Genomic DNA, 20,148 nt, shown 5'->3' with positions numbered 1-20,148 from the left:
TTGTTGTCCTTGACCCCAAATGCTGGAGACCATAGTATGCCGACATCCCAATCACTTTCGACGGAGCCGTCGAAACTTTCGAGAGGTGTTCAACGATGAACAGATCCCGCATCACACGGGTCGCCGCGGTTGGCGCCGCGAGCGCCCTTGCGCTCGGGTTCGCCGCCTGCAGCAGCGAAGGCGGCGGCGACAACGACAACGGTGACTCGGTCACCATCACCTGGTGGCACAACGCCACCTCCGACCCGCTCAAGGGGATCTACGAGGAGGTCGCGGCGGAGTTCGAGGCCGAGAACCCCGGCGTCAAGGTCGAGGTGACCGGTTACCAGAACGAAGACCTGCAGCGCACGCTCATCCCGAACGCCCTGCAGTCGGGCGACGCGCCTGACGTCTTCATGGTCTGGCCAGGCGGCGAGGTACGAGCGCAGGCAGAGGCCGGCCACCTCATGGACCTCACGGACGTCGCGTCAGAGTCGATCGAAGCGATGGGCGCATCCGTCGCCCCCTGGACCGTCGAAGGCAAGGTGTACGCGGTCCCCTACGCCTTCGGCGCAGCGGGAATCTGGTACAACCAGGAACTCTTCGACGAGGCCGGCATCGAGGGCACCCCCGAGACCCTCGCGGAGCTTGAGGACGCCGTCGAGGCACTCAAGGCGATCGACGTCGAGCCCATCGCGGTCGGCGCCGGTGACCTGTGGCCCGCTGGCCACTGGTGGTACCAGTTCGCCGTCGCGTCGTGCCCCACCGACGTGCTCGAGACCGCGATTCCGGAGCACGACTTCACCGACCCGTGCTGGATCGAGGCCGGCGAGCGCCTCCAGGACTGGATCGCAAACGAGCCGTTCAACAACGGCTTCCTCGCGACGCCGGCCCAGACCGGTGCCGACAGCTCCAACGGCCTCATCGCCAACCGCACCGCGGCGATGGAGTTCATGGGCCCCTGGAACGCCGGAACGATCGGCAACCTTACGGAAGACGGCGAAGTGCCCGAGTGGCTCGGCTGGTTCCCCTTCCCCAGCGTTGACGGAGCAAGCGGCGACCCTGGCGCCATCATGGGCGGCGGCGACGGCTTCGGCGTGAGCGCCGACGCACCCGACGAGGCCGTTGAGCTGCTGAAGTACATCGTGAGCGAGGACGTGCAGCGTCGCTTCGCGGAGTCCGGGGCCGGCGTTCCCACGCACCCTGCCGCTGCTGACGCGCTGACCGACCCGAACCTCCAGGCCAGCGCGGCCGCGCTCAGTGAAGCCACCTACGTGCAGCTGTGGATTGACAGCGCGCTCGGCCCGGCCTTCGGCGCACCGCTCAACCAGGCAGTCGTGAACATCTTCGCCGGCTCAGGCACCCCGCAAGACGTGGTGGCCGCGCTGGAGCAGACGGCCGCCTCGCAGTAACTCGGCCCCGCGCGGCGAGCCGCGCGTCCACGCCGAAACCCACCTCGGCGGGGTCTGCCAGTCCTCCGGCAGGCCCCGCCGTTTCTCCCAACGGAGTGAGAGATGACCGTAACGCAAGCTGCTCCCCCGCCCGTCGCGAGCGACACGGGGCCCACCAACACCCAGACTCGGGCACCACGCCGCAGGCCGGGCGGGAGCAACGGCCGCAAGTGGCTCGAGATCGCGATCTTCGCCGGCCCGGCGCTCCTCGTCTTCATCTCCTTCGTGATCGTGCCCGTCGCGCTCGCGGCGGTCTACAGCCTCTACAACTGGAACGGCCTCGGGCCGCTCGACCGCTTCATCGGGCTCGACAACTACGTGCGTGCCTTCTCCGACCCCCTCTTCGTCAAGGCGATCGGCAACAACGCGACGATCGTCGTCGCCTCGATCCTCGTGCAGGGGCCGCTCGCGATCGCGGTCGCCCTGCTCCTCAACCGCCGCATGCGCGGCCGCGGGCTCATCCGCGCCCTCATCTTCGTTCCCTACGTGCTCGCGGAGGTCATCGCGGGTCTCTCGTGGAAGCTCCTCCTCTCGCCCCGCGGCGGCGTCAACGCCGTGCTCGAGGGCATCGGCCTCGGCCACCTCGCCAAGCCCTGGCTCGCCGACCCCGACACGGCCCTCTGGGTGATGTTCGGCATCCTGACCTGGAAGTACCTGGGCTTCGCAATCCTGCTCATGCTCGCGGGGCTCCAGGGCGTGCCAGAGGAGCTGCAAGAAGCCGCAGCGATCGACGGCGCCAGCTGGTGGCAGACGCAGTGGCGCATCACACTCCCCCTGCTCGGGCCCACGATCCGCATCTGGATCTTCCTGTCGATGATCGGCTCGCTCCAGCTCTTCGACATGGTCTGGGTCACGACCAAGGGAGGCCCCATCGGCGCGACCAACACGATGGCCGTCTACATGATCCAGTACGGCCAGGGGCAATACGGCTACGGCAGCGCGATCGCCGTGATCCTCTTCGTGATTTCACTCATCGTCGCCCTCGTCTACCAACGATTCGCCATGCGCCGCGACCTCGCCGGCGCCATCACGAGCGGAGTGCGCTGACATGACAACCCTCACGCAGACGAGCATGCAGACAGGCACACCGCCGCGGCAGATTCCCGCCAAGAAGAAGCCCTTCAACCTCGGGCAGGTGTGGGTCTACGTCGTCGCGCTCACGGCGATTGCAGCATCCGTCGGTCCCGTCGCCTACGTGTGGATCGGCGGCTTCCGCCGCACGGCCGACATCAACGCGAACCCGGCAGGGTGGCCAAATCCCTGGACCGCCGAGAGCTATCTCAACGTGCTGACCTCGAACCGGTTCTGGGGATCCGTGTTCTCGTCGAGCATGGTCGCCATCGGCACGACCGCGGGCGTCGTGATCCTCGGCGTCATGGCGGCGTTCGTGATCGCCCGCTACACCTTCCGCGGTCGCGGGGGCCTCTACGCCCTCTTCGCGGCCGGCCTGATGTTCCCCGTCACGGTCGCCGCGCTGCCGCTCAGCATCATGCTGCGCGACATCGGGTTGCACGGCACCTTCCCCGGCCTGATCATTCCGCAGGTCGCCTTCGCCCTGCCGACGACGATCATCATCCTCGTGCCCTTCCTGCGGGCCATCCCGAACGAGCTGGAAGAGGCGGCGGCCATCGACGGGGCGAGCCGCATCGGCTTCTTCTGGCGCATCATGCTGCCCCTCTCCGGCCCCGGACTCATCACAGTCGGCGTGCTTGCCTTCGTGAACAGCTGGAACGCCTACCTGCTGCCGCTCCTCCTCATGGCTGCGGGCGGCATGCCGCAGGACCTCTGGACGCTGCCACTCGGCGTGCAGCAGTACTCGACCCAGTACTCGGCCGACACGGGAGCCGTGCTCGCATACACCTCGCTCTCGATGTTGCCGGCACTCGCGTTCTTCCTCTTCGCAGAGAAGCGCATCGTCGGCGGCCTCTCGGGCGCTGTCAAGGGATAAAGGAACCACCGCAATGACTGACACCACGACTGTGCCCCTGTGGCGCGACACCGCTGCCCGGCCCGCCGAGCGCGTCGCAGCACTCATGGCCGAGATGACGCTCGAGGAGAAGATCGCGCAGCTCTATGGCGTGTGGGTGGGCGCCTCGGATGAGGGCGGCGAAGTCGCCCCGCACCAGCACGACATGTCCGACGGTGACGTCGACCTGGATGTACTGCTCCCACTCGGACTCGGCCAGCTCACGCGCCCCTTCGGCACGGCCCCCGTCGACCCGGCGCTGGGGGCCCTCTCACTGCAGCGCACGCAGGAGCGCATCGTCTCCGCGAGCCGCCTCGGCATCCCGGCCCTCGCACACGAGGAGTGCCTCGCGGGCTTCGCGGCGTGGGGCGCGACCGCCTATCCCGTGCCGCTGTCGTGGGGTGCGAGCTTCGACCCCGAACTCGTGCGTCGCATGGCCGCGCGCATCGGTGGCGACATGCGATCGGTCGGCATCCACCAGGGCCTCGCCCCCGTGCTCGATGTCGTGCGCGACGCCCGCTGGGGCCGCGTCGAGGAGACGATCGGCGAGGACCCCTACCTCGTCGGCACGATCGCGACCGCCTATGTGCAGGGCATCGAGTCGACCGGCGTCATCGCGACGCTCAAGCACTTCGTCGGCTACTCGGCGTCGCGCGCAGGCCGCAACCTCGCCCCCGTCTCGGTGGGGCAGCGCGAGCTTGCGGAAGTGCTCCTGCCGCCCTTCGAGATGGCGATCCGCGAGAGCGGGGTGCGCAGCGTCATGAACGCGTACACCGACATCGACGGTGTCGCGTCGGCTGCAGACCGCCGCCTGCTCACGGAGCTCCTGCGCGACACCTGGGGCTTCGAGGGCACCGTCGTCGCCGACTACTTCGCGATCGCGTTCCTCGCGACCCTGCACGGCCATGCGGAGGGCTGGGCGGATGCCGCGGCGCTCGCGCTCGAGGCCGGCATCGATGTCGAGCTCCCGACCGTCAAGACCTTCGGTGCACCGCTCGTCGAGGCCGTGCGTGAGGGCACCGTGCCCGAGGCGCTCATCGATCGCGCACTGCGTCGCGTGCTGCTGCAGAAGCTCGAACTCGGCATGCTCGACGCCGACTGGAACCCCGTTCCTCCCGCGCTGCGGGCATCCGACGGGGTGCAGCGCGGCAGCGTCAACCTCGACTCGAGCGAGAACCGCGCGCTCGCGCGGGACCTCGCGGAGCGGGCCATCGTGCTCCTTCGCAACGACGGCGTGTTGCCGCTCACCGCGCCGAAGCGCATCGCCGTCATCGGGCCGAACGCGCACGACCCCTACGCGGTGCTCGGCTGCTATTCCTTCCCGAGCCATGTGGGCGTGCGGCATCCGGAGTTCCCCATCGGCATCGAGTTGCCGACCCTGCTCGATTCCCTTCGGGCAGAGTTCCCGGATGCCGAGATCGAGCATGCGGAGGGCACCAGTGTCGACGGTGGCGAGACCGACGGCATCGCCGCCGCGGTCGAGGCCGCGCGGAACGCCGACGTCGTGATCCTTGCCCTCGGCGACCGGGCCGGGCTCTTCGGCCGCGGCACGAGCGGCGAGGGATGCGACGCCCCCTCGCTCGAGCTGCCGGGAGCACAGCAGGTGCTCGTCGACGCCGTGCTCGACAGCGGCACTCCGACCGTCGTGACGCTGCTCGCGGGGCGCCCCTATGCGCTCGGCTCAGCCGTGTCGCGCGCGGCCGCGATCGTGCAGTCGTTCTTCCCTGGCGAGGAGGGCACCCCGGCCATCGCCGGCGTGCTCAGCGGACGCATCAACCCCAGCGGGCGCCTCCCCGTCAGCGTGCCCGCCCAGCCCGGCGCGCAGCCGACGACCTACCTTGCCTCGCCCCTCGCCCGGCCCAGCGGGGTCTCCAACATCGACCCGACCCCGGCGTTCTGGTTCGGGCACGGCCTCGGCTACTCGAACTTCGAGTGGACCTCGCTCGAGGCATCCGACGCGCAGATGACGAGCGACGGCGACGTCACAGTCTCGATCATCGTTGAGAACACGGGGGCGCGAGCCGGTGCCGACGTCGTGCAGCTGTACCTGCACGACCCCGTCGCGACCGTCGTGCGGCCCGTGCAGCGTCTCATCGGCTACGCGCGGGTCGAGCTGGATGCGGGCGAGAGCGCTCGCGTCGCCTTCACTGTGCCGGCCGACCTCGCCTCCTTCCCCGGACGGGACGGCGCACGCATCGTCGAGCCGGGGGTGATCGAGCTCGGCTTCGGGCACTCGGCCGGCGAGATCCCCCTGACCCAGCGCGTGACCCTCACGGGCGCCGTGCGGGTCGTCGATCACACCCGCGCTCTCCACCCGCGGGTGGAGGTGAGCCCGCTCGACCCCCGATGACGGCGGGCGGGCACGTGCGGGTCCGGTAGCGGTGTGCACCCGAGAGCACACGGGCGCTGCCGGACCCGCACAGCACCGTTGGCTCAGGCGACGAGGGCGGCAGTGCTCTCGCGCACGACGAGGCTCGTCGCCAGGTCCATTCGTGGCGTGCCACCGACGATCTCCCCCTGGGAGAGCCTGATCGCGAGCCGCGTCGCCTCGCTGCCCATCTGGCGGAGCGGTTGATGCACGGTCGTGAGGCGTGGGCTCACCCAGTTGGCGAGCGGGATGTCGTCGTAGCCGACGAGGGAGAGGTCGTCGGGCACCCTGAGGCCCAGCGACCTGGCCGTCTCGAGCACGCCGAGCGCCTGCAGGTCGCTCCCGGCGAAGATCGCCGTCGGCGGCTCCGGCAGGGCGAGGAGGTCGGCCGCGTGGCGGGCGCCCCCTGAGCGGTGGAAGTCGCCGAAGCGGATCCACTCCTCCTTCACCGGCAGGCCGGCCGCGTTCATGGCCGAGCGGTAGCCATCGATGCGGGCGAGCGAACACATCATGTCTTCTGGGCCCGTGATCGCCGCGATCCTCGTGTGCCCCAGGTCGATCAGGTGACGCACCGCGGCAAGGCCACCAGCCCAATTCGCGCTGCCGACCGCGGGGACCTCGGGCGAGGGATCGCCGGCCGGGTCGACGATCACGAAGGGGATCGAGCGGGTGCGCAGCGCGGCCCGCATCGGCGCAGGCAGGTCGGAGAACACGAGCACGACCGCGACGGGGCGCCGACTCAGCACACCCTCCAGCCAGTCATCGCCGGGCGCGTGACGGGTGCCGCTCTCGGTCAGCACGACGCTCATGCCGTGTTCGCCCGCGACGTCCTCCACCCCGCGGATGACCTCCATCGACCAGGCGGACTCGAGCTCGTGGAAGACGAGCTCGACGAGCCGCGAAGACGCCTGCGCCCCCTGGCGGCGTTGGTAGCCGTGCTGGTCGAGGAGCGTCTCGACGCGGCGCCTGGTGGAGGCCGCGACATCCGCTCGTCCGTTGAGCACTTTCGAGGCGGTCGCGATGGAGACCCCGGCCTCGGCCGCGAGCTCGGCGAGCGTGACGCGCGCCGCGGAGGGTGTTGACATGTCGACACGATACTGGAGTTTCGGCAGATTCTTCGAAAGTCTCGAACGGCTGGAAAGTCCGCGCGCCGTGCGATAAGTTTGGAACCACAACAATTCTCGACTGAGGAGCAGCAATGGCAACGACGCCCACCCCCGCGGACAAGTTCTCCTTCGGCCTCTGGACCGTCGGCTACAACGGGGCAGACCCCTTCGGCGGCCCCACCCGGGCCGCGCTCGACGTCGTGCACGTCGTCGAAAAACTCAAGGAACTCGGCGCATACGGGCTCACCTTCCACGACGACGACCTCTTCGCTTTCGGATCGACGGATGCCGAGCGCCAGAACCAGATCGACCGCCTGAAGCAGGTGCTCGCCGACACGGGGATCATCGTGCCCATGGTCACGACCAACCTCTTCTCTGCCCCCGTCTTCAAGGACGGCGGCTTCACCTCCAACGACCGCGCCGTGCGCCGCTTCGCCCTCCGCAAGGTGCTGCGCAACGTCGACCTCGCCGCCGAGCTCGGCGCCAAGACCTTCGTCATGTGGGGTGGACGCGAAGGAGCCGAATACGACTCGGCCAAGGACATCCGTGCCGCGCTCGAGCGCTACCGCGAAGCCGTCAACCTGCTTGGTGACTACGTGACCGACAAGGGCTACGACATCCGCTTCGCGATCGAGCCGAAGCCCAACGAGCCCCGTGGCGACATCCTGCTGCCCACGGTCGGGCACGCGATCGCGTTCATCAACACGCTCGAGCGGCCAGAGCTCGTCGGCGTCAACCCTGAAGTCGGGCACGAGCAGATGGCCGGCCTCAACTTCGCGGCCGGCATCGCCCAGGCGCTCGACTGCGGCAAGCTCTTCCACATCGACCTCAACGGGCAGCGCGGCATCAAGTACGACCAGGACCTCGTCTTCGGCCACGGCGACCTGCATAACGCCTTCGCCCTCGTCGACCTGCTCGAGAACGGTGGCCCCGGCGGCGGCCCCGCCTATGACGGCCCGCGCCACTTCGACTACAAGCCCTCCCGCACCGAAGACGAGACGGGCGTCTGGGAGTCCGCCGCGGCCAACATGCGCACCTACCTCCTGCTCAAGGAGCGCGCCGCGGCCTTCCGCGCCGACCCCGAGGTGCAGGAAGCGCTCGAGGCCGCGCGGGTGACCGAGCTCGCGCAGCCGACGCTCGGTTCCGGGGAGAGCTACGACGACCTCATCGCCGACCGCAGCGCCTTCGAGGACTTCGACGCCGACGCCTACTTCAACGGCAAGGGCTTCGGCTTCGTGCGCCTGCAGCAGCTCGCGACCGAGCACCTCCTTGGAGCGCACTAGGGATGCTCGTCGCAGGAGTCGACTCGTCGACCCAGAGCTGCAAAGTCGTCATCCGTGACGCCAAGACGGGCGCGCTGAAACGCTACGGCCGGGCACCCCACCCGGACGGCACGGAGGTCGACCCCGAAGCCTGGTGGCTCGCCCTGCGGCAGGCCATCACGGCGGCCGGTGGACTCGCGGATGTCGCGGCGATCTCGATCGGCGGCCAGCAGCACGGTCTCGTGGCGCTCGACGCCGGGGGCCGCGTCATCCGCCCTGCCCTGCTCTGGAACGACACCCGAAGCGCCGACGCGGCCCTCGCGCTGCGCTCGGAGCTCGGCGATGCCGAACTCGCGGCCCGCACGGGGAGTGTGCCCGTCGCCTCCTTCACGTCGACCAAGCTGCGCTGGCTGCGGGATGCCGAGCCCGAGAATGCGGCGCGGGTCGCGGCCGTCGCGCTCCCCCACGACTGGCTGACGTGGCGCCTGCGCGGCTTCGGGCCCGAGAACCCGCAGCTCGACGAACTCGTGACCGACCGCTCCGACGCGAGTGGGACGGGCTACTTCGACCCCGCGCGCGGCGACTATGACCGCGAGCTGCTGGCCGTCGCCCTCGGAAACTCAGGAATCACGCTTCCCTCGGTGCTTGCCGCGCATGATTCGAGGCAGGTGGCAGCGCAGATTCCTGAATTTCCGTTGCCCGAGTCGCTCATCGTGGGTGCCGGCGCTGGCGACAACGCCGCCGCCGCGCTCGGCCTCGACGCGCGACCCGGTGACGTCGTCGTCTCGCTCGGCACGAGCGGCACGGTCTTCGCGGTCTCTCCCACGGCCGTCGCCGACGAGACCGGCACGGTGGCAGGCTTCGCGGATGCCACGGGCGAGTTCCTTCCCCTCGTCGCCACCCTCAACGCCGCGCGCGTGCTCGACGCGATCGCGGGGCTCCTCGGCGTCGACCACGCGGAACTCGGGGCCCTCGCGCTGCAGGCGGATGCGGCATCCGGCCCCGTGCTCGTGCCCTGGTTCGAGGGCGAACGCACCCCGAATCTGCCCAACGCGACGGCGACCCTGAGCGGGCTCACGCTCGGCACGACGACCCGACCCGCGCTCGCGCGTGCCGCGGTCGAGGGCATGCTCTGCGGCCTCGCCGACGGGCTCGATGCCGTGCTCGCGCAGGGGGTCACGGCGGAGCGCGTGCTGCTCATCGGCGGGGCGGCCGGCAACCCGGCCGTGCAGGCGATTGCGGCGCAGGTCTTCGGTGTGCCGGTCACGGTGCCCGTCGCGGGCGAGTACGTCGCCGACGGTATGGCGCGCCAGGCAGCGTGGGCGCTCACGGGGGTACGCCCCGAGTGGCCCGTCGCGTTGGCGAGCGAACTCGCGGTCGACCACCGGCCTGAGATCCGCGAGCGCTACGCCCGGGCGCGGGATGCGGCGGCCCAGACGGTCTGAGGCACGAGCATCCCGGCCCCGAGTGGCCAAACTTTCGGCCAACGCGCCCCGGGAAGCCGAAAGTTTGGCCACTCATCGGGTTGGGGCGGGGTCAGTCGCGGGGCAGGTGCCGTTCGAGGAACTCGTTGCCGAACTTGCCTGAGGGGTCGAGCCGCGCGCGCAGCGCCGCGAAGGCGGCCGCGCGGGGGTAACGGCCCGACACGTCGCCCGCCGCGAAGAGCTTGCCCCAGTGCGGCCGCGGCGCGAAGGGGGCGAGCGCATCCTCGAGCGTCGGCAGCAGCGCCTCGACCTCGGGCTGGCGCGGCTGCCAGGTGAAGTGCAGGCCGAGCACGTCGCATCCGTAGGCCGGGCTCAGCCACAGTGCGTCCGCCGCGACCGTGCGCATCTCGGCGACCAGCAGGAGGGGCGCGATGCGGTCGGCGAGCGAACGGACGGCGCGGATCGCGTCGGCGGCGTGCGCGCGGGGCACGAGGTATTCGCTCTGCAGCTCGTCCCCATTGGAGGGCGTGAACGCGAGCCTGAAGTGCGGCAGCCGGTCGAGCCAGCGTCCCGGCGTGCCGAGTTGCGGGGTGCAGTTGACGGGCGAGACGCCGGGCAGCGGATGCCGCTCCCCATCGGCCAGCACGCCACCGAAGGTGGGCAGGGGCGCGTCACGGTCGGGCCTGCGCTTGAACCAGGCTTGGCCGATCGCCTCTGGGTCCTGCCAGGTTGTGAAGAGGCTCACGCTGTAGGCGGCGGAGGTCACGGCCTCGAGGCCATCGAGGGCGGCGGCCAGTGGCATCCGCTCGATGACGTGCTGCTCGATCTCGTAGCTCGGTTCGATGTCGAGGGCGACGGCGGTCACGATGCCGAGCGCGCCGAGCGAGACGACGGCGCCGTCGAAGTCGGGGTCACCGCGGCGAAGTGTGAGGAGCGAGCCGTCGGCCGTCACGAGGTCGAGCGCGGCCACGGCGGAGGCGAGGTTGCCGGTGCGGTCACCCGAGCCGTGAGTGCCGGTCGCGATGGCCCCGCCGAGGGAGATGTGTGGGAGGGAGGCGAGATTGCCGAGCGCCCACCCTTCCGCTTCGAGCGTCTGGGCGAGATCGCCGTAGCGCATGCCGGCGGGCGCCGTGACGGTGCGCGCGTCGGCATCGATCGTGACAGTGCCCGCGAGTGATGCCGTGGAGAGGAGTTCGTGCCGCGTGTCGGCCACGGTGTTGAAGGAGTGGCGTGTGCCGAGGGCACGGATGCGCTCGGCCGCGTCGACGATGCGCCTCACCTCGTCGACGGTCGAGGGTTCGTGCAGCCGGGTCGCCGAGTAGCGCAGGTTGCCCGCCCAGTTGTGGCCGGTCATACGGCTCGTGCGTCTGCCTCGATCGTCTCCGCCAGCAGCAGGAGTGCCTGCACGACGGTCGCTCGCACGATCTCGACGGGCTCACCCTCGAAGCGGTAGTGCTCGACGCGCTCCCCGTTCGGCCCGAAGATGCCGATGAAGACGGTGCCGACGGGCTGCCCGTCCTGCTCGTCTGGACCGCCCACACCCGTCACGGCGACCGCCAGGTCGGCGCCGGTCGCCTCGGCCACTCCGCGCGCCATCTCGGCCGCCGCGCTCTCGCTGACGACGGGCCCCGGCGTCACGCCCAGCACGCGGTACTTGGTCTCACGCTGGTAGGCGACGACGCCGCCGCGGAACCACTCGGACGACGACTCCCCTGCACCGAGTGCTGTCGCGATCTGACCCGACGTCAGTGACTCGGCGCACGCCACGACACGGTCGTCCACCGCGTCGCCCACACGCTTCACCAGGCTCTTGATCTCGTCATCGTGGTCCATAGACATGCCCCCAGTCTTCACCGCCCGCGCCTCTCGGGTGTTCAGCGAACGCTCGGCCAGCCATCAATCACGCGATGGCTGCGCGCTGAATCACGCGACGCCGATGGCGGCCCACGACACGGGCGGAAGGGTCACGGTGAGGGTGTCGCCATCGAGGAAGACCTCCTCGAGCGCCCGCAGCCCGACGCGGTCCTGCTGCGCGAGCGTGTTCTTGGCGTAGACGTCGTCGTCGTGGAGCACCTGGGCTTCGGTCACCCGGTTCACGCCGAGGTCGCGCACGTCGATCGTGATGGTGGCGGGCTCGCTCGTGCTGCGGTTGACGAGGAAGACGGATGCCGCACCATCGTCATCGACGGTCGCCACGGAGTCGACGACATCCGCTTCGCCGTAGAGGGCTGTCTCGTAGCGGTCGGAGGCGATGACGGGGCGGATGACGCTGCCCCGCGCCATCCGAGACGTCACGGAGAAGGGGAAAAAGGTCGTCTGGCGCCAGACGTCACCGCCGGGCTCGGTCATGATGGGTGCGATCACGTTGACGAGCTGGGCGAGGGATGCGCTCGTGACGCGGTCGTGGTGCTTCAGCAGGGTGATGAGCAGGTTGCCGAGCACGACGGCATCGGCGACGGAGTAGACGTCTTCCAGTTGGCGTGGCGCGATGGGCCACTCGGTCTCGCTCACCTCGTCGCTCTCCTTGTGCTCGTCGAGGTACCAGATGTTCCACTCGTCGAAGCTGAGCTGCATGGTCTTGTCGGAGCGCTTCTTGTGCTTGACGTGATCGGCGGTCGCGACGACGGTCGAGATGAAGTACTCCATGTCGAGCGAGCTGGCGAGGTAGCTGCCGAGGTCGCCGCCTCGCTCCTGGTAGTAGGCGTGGCAGGAGACGTAGTCGACGTGGCCGTAGGCGTGCTCGAGCACGACCCGCTCCCACTCGCCGAAGGTCGGCATGGATGAGCTGGAGCTGCCGCACACGACGAGCTCGAGGTCCTTCTGGGTCATCTTCATGGCGGCGGCCGTGCGGGCGGCGAGCTTGCCGTAGTCGTCGGCGCTCATCGCGCCCACCTGCCAGGGGCCATCCATCTCGTTTCCGAGGCACCACATCCGGATGTCGTAGGGCTCCGCGGCACCGTTGGCGATGCGCAGGTCGCTCAGCCGGGTGCCGGAGGGGTGGTTCGCGTACTCGAGCAGGTCGAGCGCCTCAAGGACGCCCCGCGTGCCGAGGTTGACGGCCATCATGATCTCGCTGCCCGTGAGCTTGGCCCACCGGGCGAACTCGTCGACGCCCACCTGGTTGGTCTCAAGCGAGTGCCAAGCGAGGTCCCGCCGCACGGGGCGCTGATCGCGCGGCCCGATGCCGTCTTCCCAGCGGTACCCCGAGACGAAATTGCCGCCGGGATAGCGAATGGTCGTGGTGCCGAGCTCCTTGACCAGCTCGATGACGTCGGTGCGGAAGCCGTCTTCGTTCGCGGTCGCGTGGTTCGGCTCATAGATGCCGTCGTAGACGCAGCGGCCGAGGTGCTCGACGAAGGAGCCGAAGATACGCCGGTTGATGCGGGTGACGATCGCCGACCGGTCGATGACAAGTGTTGCCTTAGCCAATATCCGCTCCCTCTGTCTCCTGTACCCAGTGTTGTGTCCCACGTCCCCGCTGCCGCGGTGCACTTCAGGCGAGTCGCGATCCACATGGCGCTTCCCGCCGGGACCCGCTGCAACGTCGGAGATTCGGCGACACACCGCGACGAGCGGATACCTCAAGCGGCGTGTCGCCGAATCTCCGACGTTGCGCGGCATCCGTGCAAACATGACGTGTCGGCAGAAGGGGGAACGGATGAACCGCTCGAGCCGAACACGCTATGCGCTGGACCTCGAGCGACGAAGTGTCGCTCGAGTCTCAGCCGGTCGATGAGACGGTCGCGTTCTCGCAATCGGCCGGCTGACGCCGCCGCGCTACGCGGCCCTCGGGCCGCCGGTCCAGGGTCGCAGCCACAGCGCTATGACCGCGATGAGCGATGCCTGGCCGAGCATCGAGTAGAACACCCAGAACGACGACTGGCCGCCACTCGTACCGAAGGTGTCTGCGACGCCCATGCCCATCGAGAAGGTGCCCATCCACTGGAAGAAGATCGCAGCAGCGACGATTCCCAACGTGAGCAGGAGCATCCGCCGGGCGCTGAGCCATGCCGGCCCGATGACGCCGAGCACACACGGGGCAAGCGCCGCGAGGCCCCAGCACACCGTCCAGATTCCCAGCATCGTGAGCGAAGAGCCGAGCTCGCCCGCGTCGTCCATGCGCGCTCGGATCTCAGCGGCCGTCATCCCCGGCATGAGTGCTTCGGGCATCCACACGTAGCCGTCCAGGAATCCGAGGGCGACCACCACGAGGAGGGCAGCGGATGCCGCGACACCGAGCACGACGCGCTGCCCGCGCCCGAGCATCCGCTCACCCGTGTGCGGTTCGGCGGTGCGGCGCCGGCTGAAGAGCAGCACCACCCCGACGACCGCCGCAACGAGCGCGACGATCGCGACCACCGCGCCGAGCCACGCGATACCCGTGATGGCGTACATGCCGGTGAACCAGCATCCGAAGAGCGCGACGCCCGCGCTCAGGATGAGCGTGCCTCCGAGGCGCGGATAGTCGAGTGAGTGCTCGCGAGGGATGCTCATGCCGACAGTCAACAGGAAACCTCGCCCCGCCGCTCGGGTAACCGCGTTGACGCACGGCTTGTCAGCTACGACTGCGAGCAGCGCGCGAAGCCGCATTACCGACCGCAATGAGAACCCTCACATCGGGCAAGGATGCGTCCCGGCCGTACCACTTATGGCCCTTTGTGGCTGTTATCGATCCGTGACAAGTCATCGTTGCCAGAGCTGAATGTGAGCGCTAACATTCTGTCATCCAGAACGAGCTGGACACCCGGATGTCGCCCGCACCACACGACACCGCGGGATCACTGAACAAGGGAGTTTGGGTTGATCAAGAAATTCACGGGTGTGGCCGCCACTGCCGCCATGCTCATTGCACTCACCGGCTGCGCCGGAGGCGGCGACTCTGGGGCACAGGGCGGAGAGGGCGGCAACGAAGACATCGTCGTCGGCTTCGCACAGGTCGGCGCCGAGAGCGGATGGCGCACCGCCAACACGACCGACATCAAGCGTGCCTTCGAGGAGGCGGGCATCGAGCTCAAGTTTTCCGACGCCCAGCAGAAGCAGGAGAACCAGATCAAGGCGCTCCGCAGCTACATCCAGCAGCAGGTCGACGTGATCGCGTTCTCCCCCGTCGTCGAGTCCGGCTGGGACACGGTGCTCAAGGAGGCCAAGGACGCTGGCATCCCCGTCGTGCTGACCGACCGCGCGGTCGACTCGGAGGATGAGTCGCTCTATGTCTCGTTCCTCGGCTCGGACTTTATCCTTGAGGGCGAGCGGGCCGGCGAGTGGGTCAACAGCGAGTTCGCCGACGCCGACCAGGTCAACATCGTCGAGCTGCAGGGCACGACGGGTGCGGCTCCCGCCAACGACCGCGCCGAAGGCTTCCGCAACGTCGTGACCGACCCGAAGTTCGAGGTCGTCGCCTCGCAGACGGGCGACTTCACGAGGGCCGGCGGCAAGCAGGTCATGGAGGCCTTCCTCAAGTCGAACCCCGACATCGACCTCGTCTACGCCCACAACGATGACATGGGCCTCGGCGCGATCGAGGCGATCGAGGCGGCCGGGTTGGTTCCGGGCGAGGACATCACGATCGTCACGGTCGACGCGGTCAAGGACGGCATGCAGGCCCTCGCCGATGGCAAGATCAACTTCATCGTGGAGTGCTCGCCGCTCCTCGGCGACCAGCTGGTCGAGATCGTGCAGAAGGTCGTCGCGGGCGAGGATGTCGAGAAGCGCATCGTGACGGAGGAGACGACGTTCACGCAGGAGCAGGCCGTCGAGGCCCTGCCCAACCGGCAGTACTAAGCGCGAACCTTTCAGAATTCAGGAAGGCCTGCCTTCCTGAATTCTGAAAGGGCACCCGAGTTTTCTCAATGAGGAGAGACATGAGCGAGACCAGCCCTGCCCCCGTCGTGGAGATGCGAGACATCTCGATCAGCTTCCCCGGCGTCAAGGCGCTCGATTCGGTGAGCTTTCGCATGTTCCCTGGCGAGGTCCATTCACTCATGGGCGAGAACGGGGCGGGCAAGTCCACCCTCATCAAGGCGCTGACCGGCGTCTACCCCATCGATTCCGGCGCCATCATGCTCGCGGGCGAGCCGCTCAGCGTGAACGGCCCGGCGCAGGCGCAGGATGCGGGAATCAGCACGGTCTACCAGGAGGTCAACCTGCTTTCCAACCTCTCGGTCGCCGAGAACATCATGCTCGGGCGGGAACCCCGTCGCTTCGGCCTGATCGACTGGGCGTCAACGCGGCGTCGTGCGGCGGAGGTGCTCGCGGGCCTCAACCTCGACATCGACCCCGCCTCCCCCCTCAGCTCGCACTCGCTCGCGGTGCAGCAGCTCGTCGCCATCGCTCGAGCCATTGACATTCGCGCCAAGGTACTGATCCTCGATGAGCCGACCTCGAGCCTCGATGCGGATGAGGTGGCCGAGCTCTTCCGCGTCATCCGCCGGCTCAAGGACGACGGGGTTGCAATCCTCTTCGTGAGCCACTTCCTCGACCAGGTCTACGAGATCGCCGACCGGCTCACGGTGCTGCGCAATGGAGCGCTCGTCGGCGAGTACCGCACCGAGGAGATCCTCCGCATCGAGCTCGTGCACAAGATGATTGGCAAGGACATCGAGCTGCTCGAGCGGCTCGAAACCCGTTCGAAGTCGCTCGACAGCACTGACTCCGCGGGAAGTGCGCCGTACCTCACTGCGCACGAGATTGGCCGCAAGGGCTCCGTCGAGCCAACCTCGCTCACCATCCACCAGGGAGAGGTCGTCGGCCTCGCTGGCCTCCTCGGCTCGGGCCGCACGGAACTTGCACGGCTCCTCTCGGGCGCCGACCGCGCCGAGACGGGAACCCTGACGGTCGCCGGAAGCCAGCGCCGCTTCCGCTCCCCGCGAGCGGCCCTCAAGAGGCGCATCGCGTATTCGAGCGAGGACCGCAAGCGTGAGGGCATCGTCGACGACCTGACGGTGCGCGACAACATCGTGCTGGCGCTGCAGAGCGACCGCGGCTGGTTTCGCCCGATCCCGAAGCGCAGGCGAGACGAACTGGCGACGAGCTACATCTCCGCCCTCGGCATCCGCCCGGCCGACCCCAACGCGCTCGTGCGCAACCTGAGCGGCGGCAACCAGCAGAAGGTGCTCCTCGCGAGATGGCTCGCGGTCGCGCCGCGGCTCCTGATCCTCGACGAGCCGACGCGAGGAATCGATGTCGGCGCGAAAGCGGAGATCCAGCGACTCGTCGCCAACCTCGCGGAGGAGGGCATGTCGGTCGTCTTTATCTCGGCGGAACTCGAAGAGGTGCTGCGCCTGAGCCACCGCATCGCCGTCATGCGCGACCGCCGCAAGGTCGCCGATTTCGTGAATGAAGACGTGACGGTCGGCGAGATCATGACCCTCATTGCGAGCGGCTCCGAGGACGACACGGATGCCGTCGCCACGACCGTGGGAGCCGGGGCATGAGCAGCGCGCAGCTCGGTGGCCGCCAGGGCCTCGCGAGCCGAGCACTGCACAGCCGCCTCTTCTGGCCGATCGTGACCCTGCTCGCCCTCTTCGCCCTCAACGTGATCGTGTCGCCGTCATTCCTCGCCATCCGCGTGCACGATGGCCACCTCTTCGGCAGCCTCATAGACATCCTTCGCAATGGCGCGCCCACGCTGCTCGTCGCGCTCGGCATGACGGTCGTGATCGCGACGCGCGGCATCGATCTCTCGGTCGGCGCGGTCGTGGCGATCGCGGGTGCCCTCGCCTGCACGATCATCGCCGACTCGCCAGACCCCGGCAGCGTCGCGACGGTCGTGACCGCCGTCGCCGTCGCCCTCGGCTTCTCCCTGCTGCTCGGGGCGTGGAACGGCCTGCTCGTCGCGGCCCTCGGCATCCAGCCCATCATCGCCACGCTCATCCTGATGACGGCTGGCCGGGGCATCGCGATGCTCATCACGGAGGGCCAGATCATCACAGTCTCGAGCCCCGCCTACAAGGTCATCGGCGGCGGGTACTGGCTCGGCCTGCCTGCCTCGATCATCATCGCGGGCGGCATGTTCATCGTTGCGGCGCTCCTGACGCGTCGCACCGCACTCGGTCTCCTCATCGAGTCGGTCGGCATCAATCCGGCGGCAAGCCGTCTCGCGGGGGTGCGTGCGCGCAGCATCACATGGACCGTCTACATCTTCAGCGGCCTCTGCGCCGGTGTCGCCGGCCTCATGATCAGCTCCAACGTCACGGCGGCCGACGCCAACAACGCGGGCCTCTGGATCGAGATGGACGCGATCCTCGCGGTCGTGATCGGCGGCACCTCGCTCATGGGCGGGCGCTACTCACTCACGGGCACCCTCGTGGGCGCCTTCATCATCCAGACCCTCACGACGACGGTCTACACGATCGGCATCGCTCCCGAGATCACGCTCGTGTTCAAGGCCCTCGTCGTGATCGCCGTCTGCCTCCTGCAGTCGCCCGCCATGCGGGAACGGATGCGCCGGCGCGCGAGGACCACAACCCCGGCGACAGCAAAGGCGGTTGCGTCATGACCACGACCCTCCCTCCCGTGAAGGCGTTCTCGAGCCGCAGTCGCCTGGCACGCCTGATCCCGTCGTCGCGTTACACCTCGGTGCTCGTGACCCTGGTGCTGCTGGTCGCGATGTTCGCCGTGGGCGCGAGCCGCTACCGCGGGTTCGCCTCGGGCCAGGTCGTCATGAACCTCTTCATCGACAACGCCTTCCTCATCGTGCTCGCGGTCGGCATGACCTTCGTGATCCTCACGGGTGGCATCGACCTGTCGGTGGGCGCTGTCGTGGCGCTTTCGACCATGATCACGGCCACCCTGTTGCGCGACGGCTGGAGCCCTCTCGCCGTTATCGTCGTCGTGCTGCTCGCGACCTCCACCCTCGGCCTCCTAGTGGGCCTCGTCATCCACTACTTCGATATCCAGCCCTTCATCGCGACGCTCGCCGCGATGTTCCTCGCGAGGGGTCTCTGCTACGTCATCAGCCTCGACTCGATCTCGATCACCGACCCGTTCTTCGTGGCGCTCGCGCAGACCCGCATCCCGCTCGCGGACCGCCTCAGCATCACGCCGACCGTCATCGTCGCGGTCGCAGTCGTCGTGATCGCCTTCATCGTGCTGCACTTCACGCGCACGGGCCGCACGGTCTACGCGATCGGCGACGGCGGGGCCTCGGCGCACCTCATGGGACTTCCGGTCGTGCGCACCAAGGTGCTCGTCTACGTCATCAGCGGCTTCTGCTCGGGCGTCGCCGGCATCCTCTTCAGCCTGTACACGCTCTCCGGCTACAGCCTGACGGCCGTCGGCATGGAGCTCGAGGCGATCGCCGCCGTCGTGATCGGCGGCACGCTCCTCACGGGCGGCTACGGCTTTGTGCTGGGCTCGCTCCTCGGCGTGCTCGTGCTCGGCACGATCCAGACCATCATCAGTTTCGACGGCACACTCAGCTCCTGGTGGACGAAGATCGTGATCGGCGGCCTGCTGCTGCTCTTCATCATCCTGCAGCGCATTCTCACCGCCCGCCGGCGCTGAGAACGGTCATCGCCGCGATGGACGGGCATAATTCAAGAAGGGCGGATGCTGGGGGCGTGCACGAGTGAGCGGTGAAGACAAGGCGCGGTCCGCCAATATCTTCGACGTCGCACGGCTCGCGGGGGTGTCTCACCAGACCGTCTCCCGGGTCGTCAACGACCATCCGAGCGTGCGCCCCGCGACGCGCAAGCGGGTCGAGGACGCGATCCGGCAGCTGCGCTACCGCCCGAGCACGAACGCGCGGGCCCTCGTCACCCGCCGTTCCCGCACGATCGGGGTCATCACGACGGGCAGCCCCGACTACGGGCCCTCCGCGACCCTGCAGGCGCTCACGGAGGCCTCCCGCAGCGCGCGCTACACCATCAGCATCACGAGCATGCTGCAGGCCGACCCCGTCTCGATGCGCGCCGCCGTCGAGACGCTGCTCTCGCAGAGCATCGAGGCCATGGTGCTCATCGCCGCCCATCGCGGCGCGCTCGACGCCATCCAGGGCCTCGACCTCGGCGTGCCGCTCGTGGCGGTCGACAGCAGCGCCCGCCCCGGCTTCCACAGTGTCTCGATCGACCAGTTCGAGGGCGCCCGTCTCGCGACGCAACACCTCATCGAACTCGGCCACCGGGAGATCGTGCATCTCGCGGGGCCGCAGCATTCGATGGATGCCACGGAACGCGAGCGTGGCTGGCGCGCTGCGCTCTCGCACGCCGGTCTCGTCGCCCGGGCGCCGCTCGAGGGCGACTGGACCCCGCGGAGCGGCTACGAGAGAGGACTCCACCTGGCGGCATCCCGGGGCTTCACGGCGATCGTGAGCGGCAACGACCAAATGGCCCTTGGGGCGATGTTCGCGCTCAAGGAGCGTGGCATCCGCGTTCCCGAGGATGTGAGCGTGATCGGCTTCGACGACATCCCCGAGGCCGCCTTCTTCACTCCCCCGCTCACGACCATGCATCAGGATTTCGCGGGCCTGGGGGGCGACATCATGGCGAGGCTGCTCGAGCTGCTCGACGATGGCGACCTCCCCGATGCGCGGGCGCCCCACGTGCCGGGCCTCGTGCTGCGACGCTCCACCGCGCCGCTGCGGCCCTGAGCTG

Annotated in this window: 16 protein-coding genes; 11 read left to right on the top strand and 5 right to left on the bottom strand. The window is 68.8% G+C overall.

The window, feature by feature from the left end:
* Nucleotides 1-95 precede the first annotated feature (95 nt).
* The 4 genes from FVA74_RS03305 (at nt 96) to FVA74_RS03290 (ending at nt 5,746) form a co-directional block, all read left to right on the top strand.
* The gene (locus FVA74_RS03305; protein ID WP_147720352.1) at nt 96-1,391 is read left to right on the top strand and encodes an extracellular solute-binding protein; all 1,296 of its coding nucleotides are present in this window, start codon (nt 96-98) and stop codon (nt 1,389-1,391) included.
* A gap of 102 nt (nt 1,392-1,493) precedes the next feature.
* Complete coding sequence (locus FVA74_RS03300) at nt 1,494-2,477, top strand: carbohydrate ABC transporter permease (RefSeq protein WP_147720351.1); 984 nt, start codon at nt 1,494-1,496, stop codon at nt 2,475-2,477.
* A gap of 1 nt (nt 2,478) precedes the next feature.
* Complete coding sequence (locus tag FVA74_RS03295) at nt 2,479-3,378, top strand: carbohydrate ABC transporter permease (protein ID WP_147720350.1); 900 nt, start codon at nt 2,479-2,481, stop codon at nt 3,376-3,378.
* A gap of 13 nt (nt 3,379-3,391) precedes the next feature.
* Nucleotides 3,392-5,746: a beta-glucosidase gene (locus FVA74_RS03290; RefSeq protein ID WP_147720349.1), complete on the top strand. Its 2,355-nt coding sequence runs from the start codon at nt 3,392-3,394 to the stop codon at nt 5,744-5,746.
* Nucleotides 5,747-5,829: 83 nt separating this feature from the next.
* Here the strand turns inward: FVA74_RS03290 and FVA74_RS03285 are convergent, their stop codons facing one another.
* Nucleotides 5,830-6,849 (bottom strand): LacI family DNA-binding transcriptional regulator, encoded by a 1,020-nt coding sequence (locus tag FVA74_RS03285; RefSeq protein ID WP_147720348.1) that lies wholly within the window; start codon nt 6,847-6,849, stop codon nt 5,830-5,832.
* A gap of 113 nt (nt 6,850-6,962) precedes the next feature.
* Between FVA74_RS03285 and xylA the strand changes: the two genes are divergently transcribed.
* Nucleotides 6,963-8,153 carry a xylose isomerase gene (xylA, locus tag FVA74_RS03280; RefSeq protein WP_147720347.1) on the top strand — a complete coding sequence of 397 codons (1,191 nt, stop codon included), beginning with the start codon at nt 6,963-6,965 and terminating at the stop codon, nt 8,151-8,153.
* Between the two features lie 2 nt (nt 8,154-8,155).
* Nucleotides 8,156-9,577 (top strand): xylulokinase, encoded by a 1,422-nt coding sequence (locus FVA74_RS03275; protein ID WP_147720346.1) that lies wholly within the window; start codon nt 8,156-8,158, stop codon nt 9,575-9,577.
* A 91-nt stretch (nt 9,578-9,668) separates the two neighbouring features.
* On the opposite strand, the gene FVA74_RS03270 is transcribed toward FVA74_RS03275, so the two are convergent.
* The 4 genes from FVA74_RS03270 to FVA74_RS03255 all read right to left on the bottom strand — a co-directional run bounded on the left by FVA74_RS03270 (nt 9,669) and on the right by FVA74_RS03255 (nt 14,050).
* Nucleotides 9,669-10,910, bottom strand: a complete 1,242-nt coding sequence (locus FVA74_RS03270) for an FAD-binding protein (RefSeq protein ID WP_147720345.1) — start codon at nt 10,908-10,910, stop codon at nt 9,669-9,671.
* Nucleotides 10,907-11,395 (bottom strand): CinA family protein, encoded by a 489-nt coding sequence (locus FVA74_RS03265; RefSeq protein ID WP_147720344.1) that lies wholly within the window; start codon nt 11,393-11,395, stop codon nt 10,907-10,909. The genes FVA74_RS03270 and FVA74_RS03265 overlap by 4 nt, the downstream gene beginning before the upstream one ends.
* An 84-nt stretch (nt 11,396-11,479) precedes the next feature.
* Nucleotides 11,480-12,985 (bottom strand): alpha-N-arabinofuranosidase, encoded by a 1,506-nt coding sequence (locus tag FVA74_RS03260; protein WP_147720343.1) that lies wholly within the window; start codon nt 12,983-12,985, stop codon nt 11,480-11,482.
* 348 nt (nt 12,986-13,333) lie between these two features.
* The gene (locus FVA74_RS03255; protein WP_147720342.1) at nt 13,334-14,050 is read right to left on the bottom strand and encodes a hypothetical protein; all 717 of its coding nucleotides are present in this window, start codon (nt 14,048-14,050) and stop codon (nt 13,334-13,336) included.
* A 309-nt stretch (nt 14,051-14,359) separates the two neighbouring features.
* On the opposite strand from FVA74_RS03255, the gene FVA74_RS03250 reads away from it, so the two are divergent.
* The 5 genes from FVA74_RS03250 to FVA74_RS03230 all read left to right on the top strand — a co-directional run bounded on the left by FVA74_RS03250 (nt 14,360) and on the right by FVA74_RS03230 (nt 20,144).
* Nucleotides 14,360-15,337, top strand: a complete 978-nt coding sequence (locus tag FVA74_RS03250; RefSeq protein WP_370454495.1) for an ABC transporter substrate-binding protein — start codon at nt 14,360-14,362, stop codon at nt 15,335-15,337.
* Nucleotides 15,338-15,417: 80 nt separating this feature from the next.
* Nucleotides 15,418-16,989 carry a sugar ABC transporter ATP-binding protein gene (locus tag FVA74_RS03245; RefSeq protein ID WP_147720341.1) on the top strand — a complete coding sequence of 524 codons (1,572 nt, stop codon included), beginning with the start codon at nt 15,418-15,420 and terminating at the stop codon, nt 16,987-16,989.
* Nucleotides 16,986-18,053: an ABC transporter permease gene (locus tag FVA74_RS03240; protein WP_147720340.1), complete on the top strand. Its 1,068-nt coding sequence runs from the start codon at nt 16,986-16,988 to the stop codon at nt 18,051-18,053. Before FVA74_RS03245 ends, FVA74_RS03240 begins: the two co-directional genes overlap by 4 nt.
* Nucleotides 18,050-19,060 carry a galactofuranose ABC transporter, permease protein YjfF gene (gene yjfF / locus FVA74_RS03235; protein ID WP_147720339.1) on the top strand — a complete coding sequence of 337 codons (1,011 nt, stop codon included), beginning with the start codon at nt 18,050-18,052 and terminating at the stop codon, nt 19,058-19,060. Before FVA74_RS03240 ends, yjfF begins: the two co-directional genes overlap by 4 nt.
* Before the next feature lie 64 nt (nt 19,061-19,124).
* Nucleotides 19,125-20,144: a LacI family DNA-binding transcriptional regulator gene (locus FVA74_RS03230; RefSeq protein ID WP_147720338.1), complete on the top strand. Its 1,020-nt coding sequence runs from the start codon at nt 19,125-19,127 to the stop codon at nt 20,142-20,144.
* The last annotated feature ends 4 nt before the right edge of the window (nt 20,145-20,148 follow it).

The sequence above is a fragment of the Salinibacterium sp. dk2585 genome, from assembly GCF_008001035.1.
Taxonomy (GTDB): Bacteria; Actinomycetota; Actinomycetes; order Actinomycetales; family Microbacteriaceae; genus Homoserinimonas.
This window is presented reverse-complemented; position numbering and strand designations above follow the sequence as displayed.